General features: G+C 42.2%; 12 protein-coding genes. 11 read left to right on the top strand and 1 reads right to left on the bottom strand.

Annotated features, from left to right (window positions below):
• Window positions 1-388 precede the first annotated feature (388 nt).
• The 7 genes from ACDZ28_RS30925 (at window position 389) to ACDZ28_RS30895 (ending at window position 9,043) form a co-directional block, all read left to right on the top strand.
• A complete protein-coding gene (locus ACDZ28_RS30925) occupies window positions 389-1,975 on the top strand; it encodes a sensor histidine kinase (RefSeq protein ID WP_375103570.1) in 1,587 nt (528 codons plus the stop codon).
• Between the two features lie 7 nt (window positions 1,976-1,982).
• Complete coding sequence (locus ACDZ28_RS30920) at window positions 1,983-3,563, top strand: response regulator (protein ID WP_375103569.1); 1,581 nt, start codon at window positions 1,983-1,985, stop codon at window positions 3,561-3,563.
• 116 nt (window positions 3,564-3,679) lie between these two features.
• The gene (locus ACDZ28_RS30915; protein ID WP_375103568.1) at window positions 3,680-4,990 is read left to right on the top strand and encodes an extracellular solute-binding protein; all 1,311 of its coding nucleotides are present in this window, start codon (window positions 3,680-3,682) and stop codon (window positions 4,988-4,990) included.
• 70 nt (window positions 4,991-5,060) lie between these two features.
• The gene (locus tag ACDZ28_RS30910) at window positions 5,061-5,930 is read left to right on the top strand and encodes a carbohydrate ABC transporter permease (RefSeq protein ID WP_042130024.1); all 870 of its coding nucleotides are present in this window, start codon (window positions 5,061-5,063) and stop codon (window positions 5,928-5,930) included.
• 11 nt (window positions 5,931-5,941) lie between these two features.
• Window positions 5,942-6,799 (top strand): carbohydrate ABC transporter permease, encoded by an 858-nt coding sequence (locus ACDZ28_RS30905; protein ID WP_341114379.1) that lies wholly within the window; start codon window positions 5,942-5,944, stop codon window positions 6,797-6,799.
• Between the two features lie 30 nt (window positions 6,800-6,829).
• Window positions 6,830-8,314, top strand: coding sequence for an alpha-N-arabinofuranosidase (locus ACDZ28_RS30900; RefSeq protein WP_375103567.1), 1,485 nt, complete (start codon window positions 6,830-6,832; stop codon window positions 8,312-8,314).
• A gap of 99 nt (window positions 8,315-8,413) precedes the next feature.
• Window positions 8,414-9,043, top strand: a complete 630-nt coding sequence (locus ACDZ28_RS30895) for a polysaccharide deacetylase family protein (protein WP_375103566.1) — start codon at window positions 8,414-8,416, stop codon at window positions 9,041-9,043.
• A 283-nt stretch (window positions 9,044-9,326) separates the two neighbouring features.
• Here ACDZ28_RS30895 and ACDZ28_RS30890 read toward each other — a convergent pair whose 3' ends face one another.
• Window positions 9,327-10,337 (bottom strand): LacI family DNA-binding transcriptional regulator, encoded by a 1,011-nt coding sequence (locus ACDZ28_RS30890; RefSeq protein WP_375103565.1) that lies wholly within the window; start codon window positions 10,335-10,337, stop codon window positions 9,327-9,329.
• Window positions 10,338-10,672: 335 nt separating this feature from the next.
• On the opposite strand from ACDZ28_RS30890, the gene ACDZ28_RS30885 reads away from it, so the two are divergent.
• From ACDZ28_RS30885 to ACDZ28_RS30870, 4 genes are read left to right on the top strand one after another with little or no spacing between them, the layout of a single operon-like run.
• The gene (locus ACDZ28_RS30885; protein WP_076117121.1) at window positions 10,673-11,986 is read left to right on the top strand and encodes an ABC transporter substrate-binding protein; all 1,314 of its coding nucleotides are present in this window, start codon (window positions 10,673-10,675) and stop codon (window positions 11,984-11,986) included.
• Window positions 11,987-11,988: 2 nt separating this feature from the next.
• Window positions 11,989-12,867: a carbohydrate ABC transporter permease gene (locus ACDZ28_RS30880; protein ID WP_170880227.1), complete on the top strand. Its 879-nt coding sequence runs from the start codon at window positions 11,989-11,991 to the stop codon at window positions 12,865-12,867.
• The gene (locus ACDZ28_RS30875) at window positions 12,854-13,693 is read left to right on the top strand and encodes a carbohydrate ABC transporter permease (protein ID WP_042130016.1); all 840 of its coding nucleotides are present in this window, start codon (window positions 12,854-12,856) and stop codon (window positions 13,691-13,693) included. The genes ACDZ28_RS30880 and ACDZ28_RS30875 overlap by 14 nt, the downstream gene beginning before the upstream one ends.
• Before the next feature lie 23 nt (window positions 13,694-13,716).
• Window positions 13,717-15,372: an alpha-glucosidase gene (locus ACDZ28_RS30870; RefSeq protein WP_375103564.1), complete on the top strand. Its 1,656-nt coding sequence runs from the start codon at window positions 13,717-13,719 to the stop codon at window positions 15,370-15,372.
• The last annotated feature ends 2 nt before the right edge of the window (window positions 15,373-15,374 follow it).

Genomic DNA, 15,374 nt, shown 5'->3' with positions numbered 1-15,374 from the left:
GGATATTGTCCGCAATGCAGGACCTCCCATTCGAACCGCTAGATCTTACTCTGTGTAAGATTAGACAAAATGAGTTAGTGCTAGCTCCGGATAAATATATGTTATATTATTGCTTATCGGTGCTAGGAGAATAGTAATGATAGATTACGGTATACAAATGGAGGATCAAACGTTGATGGTACGGATTATAAGAAGTATAAAGTCTCTAATTTACACTAACTCAAAAAAATTAGCATTTAAAATACCATTCGCTTATTTTTTGGTCATTTTGCTTACGGTGGGTTTCAGTTATGGGGTGTTGAATCAAATATCTACTAATTCAGCCCAAAAGAAAATTAACGAGGCTTCTTTGCAAACGATTACTTCTATACAGACAAACGTTGATTTAATGATTGAAAACGTAAACAATTACTCTAAAATGATATTTTCCGATCGTAATCTGCAAAACTTGTTAAGGCAGGGAGGGGTGTATTCCAATCTGGATACACAATCTAAAGTTAGCGCCTATTTGTATAATCTTATGCAAGCGGTTCCTATAATTGATTCTGTTAATATTTTCGACAATACGGGGCATCGTTTTTCCGTCGGAACACAGGAATTACCAACTTTTATGGAAGCGGACATAAAGGATGCCTCATGGTATGAGCAAGTTGTAAGTAATAAAGGGAAATATATTCTAAGATTAAATGGAAGCGGAGCTTTTTCAAGAATGGGAGCCGATGAAAATTTCGTATCTTTTATACGATTAATTCGGGATATTGATAACACTTCTCCCCTAGGGGTGTTGGTCATTAATATCAAAGACGACGCCTTTGTACAGGCGTATTCCAATCTGCTGAATCAGAGTTCCTTTGAAATTGCTATTTTAGATGAAAATAATCATATCATCGTATCCGATTCCACCCAAGATCAACATAATGCAGTTTATAAAGAGATCCTTATGACAAACAGAGAGAGCCTGGAACAACAATTTCAGAAAAGCAATTCAGGATCTCTTACATTGAATTCTGGTTCACAGAAGTATAGAATCTCTTATCTCTCAGGTGGAGAATTTAATTGGAAATTTGTAAGTATTACACCCTACAATACGATTGATTCGCGGAATAAATCGCTTGTACTCTTGGCATTGCTCCTATTGATTATCAACGGAAGTATTTTCTTTTTTAGTTCCTTCATCATTTCGCGCAGTATTATTAATCCGATACATAAGCTCCTCCGATCCATGAACAAAGCTCCTAGGGGTAATTTTATGAAAGTAAAAGTTGAACGTAATATTTATGAATTCGAACAGTTGTTTAACGGTTATAATCACATGATTGAGGAAATGGATCAGCTTCTGACCCGAATCGTCGAAGAGCAGAAGATGATTCGTAAAGCTGAATTGAATACACTGCAATCCCAGATCAAACCGCATTTTTTATATAACACGCTGGACTCCATTACTTCGTTGGCGTTGTCTGGATTAAACGATCAGCTATGTGAAATGATTGAGGCATTGGGAAACTATTATCGTATGAGTGTCAGCAAGGGCTTAGACGTTATCACGGTCGGTGAAGAGATTGAAATGGTTCGTAATTATTTGAAAATCCAAAATATACGTTATCAGGATGTCTTTGAGGCTCAGTTCGACGTGGATGAAGACTGCCTTCAATATCCTATACCCAAGCTGGTTATACAACCATTGGTTGAAAATGCGCTTTATCATGGTATTCGGCCTAAAGGAACGAGAGGAACGATTACAATCAGCGCGCGAAGTATGAAAGATGAAGTGAGAATATCCATATCTGATCATGGTGTTGGGATGTTGGAAGAAGAGATTATGCAAATTCTTGAAAGAAAGGATCAATTAAAGAGCTTTGGATTATGGGGAACTATGGAGCGCTTGCGTATTTTTTATGGAAATAAAAACTGTATTAAAATCGAAAGCGAATTAGGAAAAGGGATGACAATAACGATAATTATACCGAAGGGATAGAAACGCAATGGAAAAATTAAAGGTTTTGATTGTTGATGATGAATATTTGATAAGGAACCTGCTTAGGATGCGTATTGACTGGGAAAAGCAAGGCCTGACTATTATAGGAGAAGCTTCCAATGCACTCGAAGCTTTGGATATGGTGGATGAACAGAGACCGGACATTATTTTTACGGATATTTATATGCCCTCTATCAACGGAATTGAGTTTAGCAGGGAAGTTTTAGCAAAGTATCCGGATATAAAAATTGTTATCGTTACAGGTCATGACGAATTTGAATATGCACATCAGAGCATCAAAATGGGAATTTCTGATTTCATTCTAAAACCGATTCGTTCTTCAGATCTGCTCAATGTGATTGATAAGCTGAAAAATAAAATATACGAGGAGCGTACGAGAGATAAGGAATTAGAGAGATTGAAAGAAGATTTAGAGCGGAATTTTCCATATCTCAGAGAAAAATATTTATATCAGTGGTTAAAGGGCGATCTTTCCAAAGAAGAGATTCATGAAAAAGCTGACTATTTTAAACTGCCGGTGTTCCTAAGCAAAGAGGCCTTTCAAATCGCCATTTTAGAAATTACCTCAGCATCCGTGAAGCAATCAGAGGAACAGTTGATTCTCTTGGGAATGGAATGCAGATACAAAGTGGAATCGTTCTTCCAGAACGACAATCAAGTGATTATTTTAACAGATACCCGAAACCAAATTGTAGTCATTTCATTTAACCAAGCTACGAATCTTGTCAGCGATTGTGAATCACTTATAACCAATCTGTGCGAATCCTACAAATGCTATGTTAACATCGGGATCGGGCGCAAACGTATACATATAGAAGAAGCGCACCTTGGATATCAGGAAGCATGTCGTGCGGTGCAATACAAGGTCTTTGTTGGAAATAATCAGGTTGTTTGCTTCGAGGATATTGTAGGAAACAGGGAGGCACATTACCAGTCGAATCCAGATCGTCTTCAGCAGCTGCAGTTCTACATCAGCGTCGGTTCGGGCGAGCAGGCAATTCAAAGTCTAACGCAGATCTTTGATGTTGCTTTCTCCAGTATAGCTCAGTTTCGTCTAGCAGCGATGGATGTGATCAATGAATGCCAACGTGCCGCGATAGAGCAACAGGTCGAGGATGAAGAAGTGTCCAATAAAGAAACATGGGTCTCTATTCTCACAGCAGACAATTTACCGGAATTAATGAACCTATTGGAGAGTTATGTCCTACACGTATCAAGAATTATATATTCAAAGAACCAAACAAAAGAAGGGGACCTCATCAGTCAGGTGAAAGAGTATCTCGAGAAGAATTTGGATGATCCCAAACTAGGATTAGCTAGTACAGCTGGGACTTTCTTCGTCAGTCCAGGTCATTTGGGACGACTTATGAAGAAAGAAACAGGGCAGACCTTTGTGGAGTATCTTACGAACATACGTATGAAAAAGGCGGAAAGCCTGCTGAAGAATACGGATTTAAAAGGATACGAGGTTGGTGAGCAGGTTGGAATCAAGGATGCGCACTATTTTAGCATCTTGTTTAAGAGATTTACGGGGATGTCGATGAATCAGTACAGAAACGGTAAATGATTAAGAGGATATGTTCGAATAATGAAAGGTACATGTTGGTATTTTGAATGGAGTTATCATGGTATCTTCCCTAAACTAATACTAGAAAGAACAAATTTCATTTGGGGGGTTTATTGATGAAAGCGTTATTAAGAAAGACGATGAGCATAACGTTGGCTATAGGAATCGTAGGTAGTGTAACTGCATGTTCATCCGAATCATCTGGAGGAACTCAGTCTAAAAGTGGAAGTGTTAAGTTGACATTATGGGACCAATCCGTAGGTAATACTGATCCATCTGCAAAATTATTGCCGGAAATCGTTGAGAAGTGGAACAAAGAGCATCCAGAAATTCAAGTTGTACGATCAGGAACGACTGGCGAGCAGTATAAAACCAAAATTAAGACTTCACTTGCCGCAGGTGAAGCACCTGACATTTTTTATGGAATGGGCGGAGGCAGCTTCATGCAGCCTTATATCGAATCCGGCAATGTGCTTGAAATTAGCAGCTATTTAACGGACGAAATTAAATCGAAGATGGCTCCAGGTATGTCTGAAGCTATCGAGGTTGATGGAAAAATCTATACACTGCCTGTCTATACCCATATCGCTAATCTTTTTGTAAATACGGAGTTGTTCGATAAAGCAGGAGCCAAAATTCCGACAACCTATTCAGAGCTGCTCGAGGCGGGAGAGAAACTAAAGGCAGCGGGGATCACCCCGGCTCTCATTGGAGAGAAGGACCGCTGGCCCGGTATGTATTGGTACGATATGATTGCGATGCGCCAGGCAGGAAATGATGCGGTTATTGAGGCATTTAAGGATCCTTCCAAATGGAATTCACCAGATTTCGTTGCTGCAGCTACTAAAATGCAGGAACTTGGAAAAACAGGCTTCTTCAATAGCAGTATGTTCAGCATGAGCTATGATGAAATGCTTGGAGCGTTTAATGCAGGACAAGGGGCTATGATGTTTCAAGCCAACTGGGTAAATGCAGGTATCGAAGATCCATCCTCGGCCGTCAAAGGCAAGGTCAAGGTGATTCCTTTCCCGGTATTTGAAGACGGTAAGGGAAAGAGTACTGAAATTTTCGGAGGAGCGGTGGATGGCTTTTATGTCAGCAATACCACAAAGCAACCCAAAGAAGCCGTTGAGTTTCTTATGTATCTAAGCGAGCAGCTCGGTACACAGGGCTTCCTTGCCGGAGCAGGGCTTCCTAGCTGGAACATTGACGCTCTTGATACTTCTGGTCTGTCCACACTTGATAAATCAGCAGCAGATATTATGAAAACAGCAACTTCTTTTATTGCATGGTGGGACAATATTCTCCCGGCTGATTCTGCGGAAGCTCACAAGAACTTAATCGCGCAACTCTTGGCAGGAGACATCACTCCTGATGAATTCTGTAAACAGATGGCACAGCTTAAACCAACGGAATTAAGCCTCTGATCTGTGAAAAAAATGAAGCGAGATGTGGTCAGAGACTGTCTCTGGCCACATTTTTGAGAGGAGAACCCTGATGAACTCTGTATTTTCGAACAAGAGGGCCATTGCTATATTTGTCCTGCCTACCCTCCTCATATTTTGTTCCATTGTATTAGTTCCGATCTTTATCTCCAGTTACTATAGTTTATTAGATTGGAATGGCATCGGTAAAGGTACGTTTATCGGACTAGACAATTATGTGGAAATGTTCACAGACTCACGAGCATTAAATTCCATAAAAAATTCTATGCTGTTCGCGGCAGCATCAATTTTCATTCAGTTGCCTATATCGCTTTTACTTGCTCTTATATTGGCCTCTTCGGTCAAGGGTGAAGGATTCTATCGTGCAATATACTTCATTCCAGTGCTTATCTCAACCGTTGTAATCGCGCAACTGTGGTCCAAAATTTATAATGCGGATTACGGACTTTTGAATTGGTTACTGGAAAGCGTGGGTCTTTCAAATCTGGCACAAGATTGGCTTGGTAAAAAAGATACCGCTCTTGTGGCGTCCTTTATTCCAACGCTTTGGCAGTATGTCGGCTATCATATGTTACTGATGTATGCTGGGGCAAAGTCCGTTTCACAAGATATTCTCGAAGCAGCGAAAATTGACGGAGCTTCCCGTATAAGAACTGCATTCTCCATTACCATTCCACTAATGAGGCCTATTCTGAAAGTATGTCTTGTCTTTTCAGTCATTGGTGCCTTTAAGGTATTCGATCTAATTTATGTATTGACGGGCGGAGGTCCTTTATTCTCCACTGAAGTACCGAGCACGTTGATGTATACAACTATTTTTGACACTTACAGATATGGATATGGTAGTGCGGTATCTGTTTTCATAATTCTGGAATGTTTAGTGTTTACAGTAGTTATTAATAAATTTTTTAAGACTGAATAGAGGTGAGAAAAGTGAGTACTGCAAAAGTGGTGTTGCGAAAAAGGTCGAATTATTTTGGGAAAATACTACTGCAAGTGTTTCTAATCCTTGTGGCAATCGTACAAATTTACCCCCTTATCTGGCTGGCATTTTTCTCGCTTAAAGATAATAGTGAAATATTCAGTGGTGATGTCGTAGGCCTTCCTAAGGAATTTCTCTGGAGCAACTATGTTAAAGCCTTATCAGACGGTAATGTATTAACTTATTTTTTTAACAGCGTGTTGGTAACGTCTGTATCCATTATTCTGGTACTGATTCTTGCTTCTATGACTGGTTATGCCGTCGCGAGGATGAACTGGAAATTCAGTGAATTAACGATGACCCTGATCCTCCTAGGGATGATGGTGCCGATTCATGCGGCCCTGCTGCCGCTGTTTATGGTCCTGAAGAACTTACATTTGCTGAATACTTATTGGTCCTTGATTATTCCTTATGTTGCTTTTGGTATCCCTTTGGCCGTGTTCATCGTCAGTAGCTTCTTTAAGGGACTTCCCCGTGAATTGGAAGAATCAGCGGTCATTGATGGATGCGGCATTTACAGAACGTTCTTTTCCATTATGTTGCCGCTTATAAGTCCTGCTATTGCAACGGTTGCGATATTTACATTCTTATCTTGTTGGAACGAGCTGATGTTTGCGACTACGTTTATCAATGACTCACTCTATCAGACTTTAACAGTGGGTATGATGTCCATGGTGGGTACCTATATCACACAGTGGGGGATTATTGGAGCGGGGCTCATGATTGCTACGATTCCAACGATTGTAATCTACTTGTTGCTCAACAAACAGGTACAGAAGAGTATGATCGCAGGCGCAATCAAGGGATAAGGGTTAAAAAAATAGAAGGGGGATCTTTTAATGAATGCTACTATTACTGTCAACACTGATCAGTCGTGCGGTACGATCAGTCGTCATATTTATGGGCATTTCGCCGAGCATCTTGGACGTTGTATCTACGAAGGGATCTGGGTAGGCGAGGATTCGCCGATTCCTAATACCCGTGGTATTCGGAATGATGTTCTAGAGGCGCTGCGAGGTCTTAGCATACCGGTGCTCAGATGGCCGGGCGGGTGCTATGCTGATGAGTATCACTGGAAGGATGGCGTTGGTCCACGTGAGGCGCGCAAGCATATGGTTAATACGAACTGGGGAGGTGTTGTGGAGAACAATCACTTCGGTACCCATGAATTCTTCGACCTTTGTGAACTGCTGGACACGGAGCCTTATATCTGCGGAAATGTTGGCAGTGGCACCGTTCAGGAGATGCAGGAGTGGGTGGAGTATATGACCTTTGACGGCGAATCACCTATGGCCAAATGGCGGAAGGCTAATGGCCGGGAGAAGCCTTGGAAGCTCAAATATTTTGGCGTCGGAAATGAGAATTGGGGTTGTGGAGGCAACATGCGGGCGGAGTACTACGCCGACGAATACCGCCGTTTCCAAACGTATGTCCGTAATTACGGACATAATCAAGTCTATAAGATCGCTGGCGGTGCTAACGTTGATGATTACCACTGGACGGAGACGTTAATACGTGAAGCCGGTGGACTTATGGATGGTCTCAGTCTGCACAACTACACGGTGCCTGGAGGATTTGAGGTCAAGCGGCCGGCGACTGGCTTTGATGAAGCGGAATGGTTCGAGACCATGCAGCTCGCGCTCCACATGGACGAGCTCATTACCCGACACACGGCGATCATGGATCAACACGATCCGAAGAAACGTGTGGGCTTAATTGTCGACGAGTGGGGTACCTGGTTCCAAGTAGAACCGGGTACAAATCCTGGCTTCTTGTACCAGCAGAATACGCTGCGTGATGCGCTTGTTGCGGGACTGCATTTCCACGTCTTCCACCGTCATTGCGACCGTGTCCACATGGCGAACATTGCCCAGACAGTCAACGTACTACAGGCGATGATTCTAACGGAAGGTGATAAAATGTTGCTGACGCCGACCTATCACGTGTTCGAAATGTTCAAGGTGCACCAGGATGCAGAGGCGCTCGCGATTCACTTGGAGATTGGCGAATACCGTGTGGGCGATGAATCTCTTCCGCAAGTCAGTGCATCGGCTTCGAAGCGACCTAATGGAACGATCGACATCAGCCTTTGTAACATCGACCCCCATCACCAAGTAGATATATCTCTAGGGTTACGTGGGTTGGGAGGAATGTTGAATGTTAGCGGCCGGGTACTGACGCATACAGATATGAATGCTCACAACACATTTGGGCAACCGGAGAGGGTGAAGCCACAGTCATTTAACGGCGTTACGAGTGTAAGTGACGACGGTTTACTGGCAACGCTGCCGCCGATGTCCGTGGTCGTGTTAACACTCAATTAAGGATTGTGCGCTTAGATGCGGCGTTGACATGGCATTATACCGCAGCAATAATGGATGTACATGAGCATTTATAGGATGTGAATCGGAAGGAGTAATATAATGGCTAAATTATCATTAGTTCATAAGGTCCCAACTCAGGAAAAGGTAGTCGCTTTTACGTTCGACGATGGGCCGCATCCATTATATACGAAAGAGTTGTTGGATATCTTCCATAAACATAATGGTAAAGCGACTTTTTTTATGATCGGTGAAGAGCTCAATATGTACGAGGCTATCGCAGCACAGGTTCATATGGCCGGACATGAGATTGGCAATCATACTTACTCCCATCCTGATTTGACAACACTGACTATAGATGAAGCAAGAGCTGAATTACAGCGGGCAGATGATACGATTCGTAAAGTGACGGGAAAGCATGTATTGAACTTTAGACCACCTTTTTTTGGTGTTAACGATGATATTCTTATGCTTGCTGCAGAATTTGGATACCATTCAATTGGCGCTGTAAACGGTGAGGCCAAGGATTGGGAACAGCCCGGTGTCGATTTTATTCTGAACCATACGAGACCAACCATCGAAAACGGAAGCATTTTCTTGTTTCATGACGGGTATGGCGAACGAGCTCAAACCATTGAAGCTGTCCGGGTATTGGTGGAAGAGCTTGATGCCGAGGGTTATCGATTCGTGACTTTAAGTGAACTGTTTGGGATTGCTGATCTCCAGCTATAAAGATTAGCCGAAGGTAAGCAAATTTCCAGCTGCTGTTGTCTCCGGATTTTCTGATTGTTTTGCTTTTAGCGATTAATGATTCCTTCATAAACTATTAGCAGGACCCCTTCCTCCAAAAAATTGAGGAAGGGGTCCTGCTTTATTGTGTAATGGCTGTACTCTCTGCTTGTTTAAGATATTCTATTACTCACGCTTCCAAAGCATCTGAAAAACCTTACCCATTCGAATTGGATTGGGTGAGGTTATTTATATTATACGTTTTTACTAGATTGATGTATTATCTCTATCCATTTGGATGTTGTGTGGATTCCCGAACGATCAGATTAGACGGAAGGAGAATTTCAACAAAAGGCTCGTCAGGATGGTCAATACGCCAGAAGAGCTGTTCAACAGCTTTACGTCCAAAGTAAGACAAATCTACATTCATCGTTGTAGTCAACGGTGTGGTTATTCGTGACAATTGTCCATTATCGAAGCTGACAATGGATACATCTTGGGGAATACGATACCCAAGCTTGTACACAACGGAATTGATCAAGAATCCAAATCCGTCATTGACACAGAACCATGCTGTAGGCTGCTTATCGAGCGCTTGTACAGCGTTGAATACATCATCCATTTCTTCTGTTACACGATCAATTACCCACATCGGGTTGTATTCAATTCCAGCCTGGTATAAGGCCAGGCGATAACCCTCCAGGCGCTCGTAATAGCTGGGAGAGAACTGTATATTGCCGATAAAACCAATATGAGTATGTCCCAATTCAATTAAATGCTGCACCGCTGTATAAGCGGCATAGCGATTATTAGTGAGAATACTGTCGGCCATAAGATCAGGATGATGATGATCAATTAACACGGTGGGAATACCTGTATTGGTCACTGCCTGAATATAAGGGTTCGTAATATGGGACAGAATCAAGATCCCTTCAACAGATTGATCCAATAAAATAGGAGGCAGGATTAAATTCTCAGAAGAATGCTTATCAATAGATTGAATAACCATACGCTTGTTTCGCTTCGCTGCTTCCTTCTCAATGCTTAAATAAATTTCTCCAAAAAAGTTGCGTTTGGAAAATGCAAATTCCGATGCCAAGATGGCAAAGGTTCCTACTTCTTCTTCAGTGCTTTTACGCCCTCGCGAATAGATGTAACCCATCTCATTCGCTGTATCGATAATTAATTGCCTTGTTTCTTCGCTGACACCGTCTTTACCAGACAGAGCCTGAGAAACAGAGTTCTTAGATATATTTAATCGATCGGCGATATCTTGCATAGTTACCTTCACCTTCATGCGAAGATACGTCCTTTCTAATAAGAAGTGTAATGAATATTCTTCCATACTGTCTCTCATAATACTAAAGATTATGCCGCAAAACTACATTACAATTCTAAATTATTATAACATTACAAAATATTATTGTAAAGTTAATGCATAGTATGTGTAATTGTGTCGATTGTATAAATAATCGAAGAATAGGTTGACAATTTCGCTTAAAACTATAATAATAGCAAATGTAACGCTTACAAAACATCGTTTTAAGTGATTTTGTAACGTTACAAAAATTGATTTATAGATTACTAAATGCTGTACGAAAGTGCATCTATACTTTAGGGAGGTTTTATTTTATGAAGAAAAAGCTTGCAGTATTAATGTCACTTACGCTTGTATTCACGATTCTTGCCGGTTGTGGATCGAAGAGTAGTAATTCAGGCACTTCAGCAGATGGAGTAACAACTATTGAGTTCTGGGCTGCACCTAACCCGACTCAACAAGCATATTGGCAAAAAATCGCCAAAGAGTATGAGACTGTTAATCCTAAAGTGAAAATCAATGTAAGTGCGATCAAGGAGTCCCCTACTTCTGAGGCGAGTATCCAAGCTGCAATCGCGGGTGGAAGTGCTCCAACGATGACTGAGAATATTAGCCGTGGTTTTGCAGCACAACTTGCGAACAGTAAAGCGTTAGTTCCTTTGGATACAATAGCAGGCTTCGATGATATTGTGACAAAACGTAATATGTCCAAAACGATTGAGCCTTGGGAATTTGCGGATGGTCATCAATATGTTCTTCCAATCTACTCGAATGCGATGATGTTCGGATGGAGAACGGATATCTTGAAAGAAGCTGGTGTGAACGAAATTCCGAGAACATACAGTGAAGTGATTGAGGCAACGAAAAAATTAAAAGCAAAATACCCGGATAAATATCTTTGGGCGAAACCAGACTTAGCAGATCCTACATCATGGAAAAGATGGTTCGACTTCTTTATGCTGTACAATGCAGCATCTGATGGTAACAAATTCATTGAGGGTAGCCAATTTGTTGGCGATGAAAAAGCTGGTATAGACGTACTTTCTTACGTGGACAATCTTCGTAAGGAGAAAGGGCTCTTGACTCAGAACGTAACGGAACCTTTCGAAAATGGCGTGGGTGTATTTACGGATATCGGTCCTTGGACATTTAACATGTGGGCTGAGAAATATCCGGAACTTGAGTACAAAAAGAACTTTGAAGTCACATTGCCTCCTGTTCCGGACGGTATGGATCCAGCAAATGCGAAAACTTTTGCGGATGCTAAAGGAATTGTTATCTATGCATCGGCAAGCCCAGAGCAACAGGCTGCTGCAATAGAATTCATCAAGTGGGTATACTCGGATGTTCAAAACGATGTTGCCTTTTTCCAAGAAACGAACTTGCCTCCAGCACGTGATGATGTAGGTACGAATGAAGCATTTAAACCTGTATTTGAAAAAACGCCTGTATTGCAAGAGTATGCAAAAGCAATCCCGAATGCTGTTCCATCCATGGACAATCCAAAATTCAACGAATTGCAAACCTTTATTGGTCAAGAGGCCTTTAATAAAATCGTTCGTGGTGAGATTGATCCAAAAACGGGTTGGGACAATATGAAGAAGGCGATTGAAGGGGAACTTCAATAATGATTGAAAAAAATAATAATCGGTTAGGCTGGCTTTTTGCCAGCCCTTACCTTATTTTTTCGACTGTGTTTTTCTTGGGCCCGCTTATTTGGTCTCTATATTTGTCTTTTACTAACTGGGACTTGATTTCACCAACTTATGATTTTGTAGGATTCAAGAACTTTACCAAAGCATTAGGCACACCAGGGGTAAAATCGGCATTTTGGGTAACGTACAAATTTATGATCGTATTTGTACCGATTGTCACAGCAATGTCGCTTTTTGTAGCGGTAATTGTAAAGGGCTTACCTAAATTAAAAACCGTATTTCTTATTGGATTCTTTTTGCCATATCTTTCATCAGGGGTTGTTGCATCCCTTATTGTTAAAGGTTTTTTGTCACATACAAGTCCTGTTCAGACGTTTCTAAGGGAACGGTTAGGTCTTGATATTGACTGGCTCGGCGGATCTTTTTCGGCATTGTTCGTCGTTGCGATGATTATGGCTTGGAAATTTACAGGTTACTATGCGTTAATTCTTACTTCAGGTTTAGAAAGTATTGATCAGGAAGTATATGAAGCAGCGGCAATTGATGGCGTGAAGGACAGCCAAAGGTTCTGGAAAATTACGTTGCCTTTGCTGTACCCTGCGATTTATACAACCTTAATTTTATCCTTTGGTGCAACATTCGGTATCTTTACTGAGGTCTACCAATTAACAGGCGGCGGACCAAACTATGCAACAAATACATGGCAAATGGAAATATACAGTCAAGCATTTAAGAACCTGCAGGCAGGTTACGCATCAGCTATCGCGATTATGGCTGCGGTTGCGACATTTATATCTATATTCGTAATCCGAAAAATTCTGGAAATGTGGGGTAAGCGCAATGGTTGGGTCTAATTCAAACATCAAGCTCCGGCTGTCGATCCGCTATTTGATTGCGATCGTACTGCTCGTGATTATGGTATTCCCCTATTTATATATGGTATTGAACTCACTTGCAGATTGGTCACAGGTAGACCGGAAGCTGATACCGACGAAATTTACGCTGCGCTCGTATCAATGGCTCTTTACAGGTGGTGAGACCGGGATTACAAGACCATGGATTCACGCCTTCTTTAACAGTGTGTTCGTTTCCCTGATATCTACAGCCTTAATGATGATGTTCGCGATTATGGTCGCTTATGCGCTCTCGAAGCTGAAATTTCGCGGGAGAGACTCTATTAACAATTTTGTGTTGTTTCATATGTTCTTCCCGGCAATCATTCTGATCATCCCTAACTTTTTGATTATTCAAAAAGTAGGACTGTTCGATACGTATTGGGCGCTCATTATTCCCAAGGCGATGAGTTTATGGGGGATCTTCATGTACACCAACTTCTTTAAGGCGGTACCCGACGCTTTCATTGAAGCCGCCAAGCTGGATGGGGCATCCGATTTCAAAATCCTGTATAAGATTATGATGCCGATGTCGAAGTCCATTACGACCGTTGTATTCCTATTCCTGCTAATGGAACGTTGGACAGAGCTCCTATGGGATATGATCGTCGTCCGAAGTGACGGCATGTTAACATTGAACGTTTTATTATCTCAGATGTTTGGTCCGTATCAATCGTATCCGGGTCCGATGTATGCCGGTGCAGTGATGCTCACCTTGCCAATCATTATCTTGTTCATCATCTTCGGCAAGAAATTCCAGGAAGGTATGCAATTTAACTTGAAATAGGCTAGCACAGGAGGGGATAGCGATTGGAACAGCCGTGGTGGAAAAAGGCGGTATTCTATGAAGTGTATATGCCAAGCTTCTGTGACAGTAACGGAGATGGGATTGGTGATTTCGACGGTCTTACTTCCAAGCTGGATTATTTGAGGGATCTTGGAATCGGGGGCATCTGGCTTACACCGTTCTATAAGTCTCCAAAAGTAGATAATGGGTATGACATTGCGGATTATTACCAGATTGACCCGGATTATGGAACGATGGAAGACTTTGAACGCTTTATTCAGGAAGCAAAGACTCGCGGAATCAGAGTGATTGCCGATCTTGTCTTGAATCATACGTCTTCAGAGCATGCGTGGTTCAAGGAATCCCGATCCTCAAGAAAAAATCCGAAGCGGGATTGGTACATTTGGAAGGACGCTGTGAACGGCGGGGTTCCAAATAACTGGGAGTCTTTTTTTGGCGGAACAGCGTGGGAATGGGATGCTGCTACGGAACAGTATTACTATCATGGGTTTGCGAAAGAACAGGTCGATTTGAACTGGGCGAATCCGGAAGTAAAAGAAGCGATGAAGGATGTCATGGCTTATTGGCTAGGCAAAGGCGTTTGCGGTTTCCGGCTAGATGTGATCAACTTCTTGTCGGTGTCCGATCAATTCCCGGATAATCCGATGGATGAATTAACGGGTGAACAAAAGCATGTGCATGACCAGAATCAAAATGGAATTATAGAGGCCATCGAGGAAATTAGTGAGTTTGTTCATGCGCATAGCGGGATGTTCATGGTAGGTGAGGTCGGATCTGAAGACATGGACATGCTGAGGCATTACAGCGGAGCGGGTAAGATGGATGTAGTCTTTAATTTCAATTTGGGAAGCCAGAAGGAATTTAGTCCGGAAAATTTATTCGCTGAGCTTAAGACGATGGAGCAGGTACACCGTGAGGATCAGATTCCAACGTTATTCTTCGGCAGTCATGATATGGATCGCGTGATTTCGCGTTTTGGCGAAGGAGATGCGGAGATTGAGGAGGAACGGGCTCGTCTGATGGCAACGCTGGCCTTGACCGCAAAAGGGGTACCTTTCCTATATTTCGGTGAAGAGATTGGGATGCGGAATTTCGTAGCCCATAAGCTGGAGGATATGCGGGATATCCAAGGATTAAACGCATATGAAATTGCACTACAGCGGGGGGCTACCCGGGCAGAAGCCTTGGAAATTGCGAATGCGAAGGGAAGAGATGCATCCCGTTCTCCGATGCAATGGAACGCAGGTCCCCAGGGCGGGTTCACTTCAGGGAAACCATGGATTGACATGGGCCCAAATTATGAGCAATTAAACGTGCAGTCCGAATCAAGTCAACCGAATTCATTACTTCATTATTATAAAAAGCTTCTCCGCTTGCGCAATACACAGGACGTGTTTCAGTTTGGAGAGTATGACGTGCTGGAACGCAGAGGCAATCTTATTTTATATGTAAGAACGTTGAAAACACTCAATACTAGAGCACTCGTAGCTTTGAATTTTGACAAGCAAAGCGTACAGATTGATCCTAGTATGTTGTTGGATGGGCAAGCAGCCTGTATATTATCAAGCCGCCGAGAGACAGTGAGCGGCACAGACTTGGTCACTCTATTGCCGAATGAAGCCGCAATATGGATGTGCGAGCCGCTATTATTTGATTAGAG

Origin of the sequence: Paenibacillus sp. RS8 (assembly GCF_041956825.1) — a bacterium.
Lineage (GTDB): Bacteria > Bacillota > Bacilli > Paenibacillales > Paenibacillaceae > Paenibacillus_AQ.
This window is presented reverse-complemented; position numbering and strand designations above follow the sequence as displayed.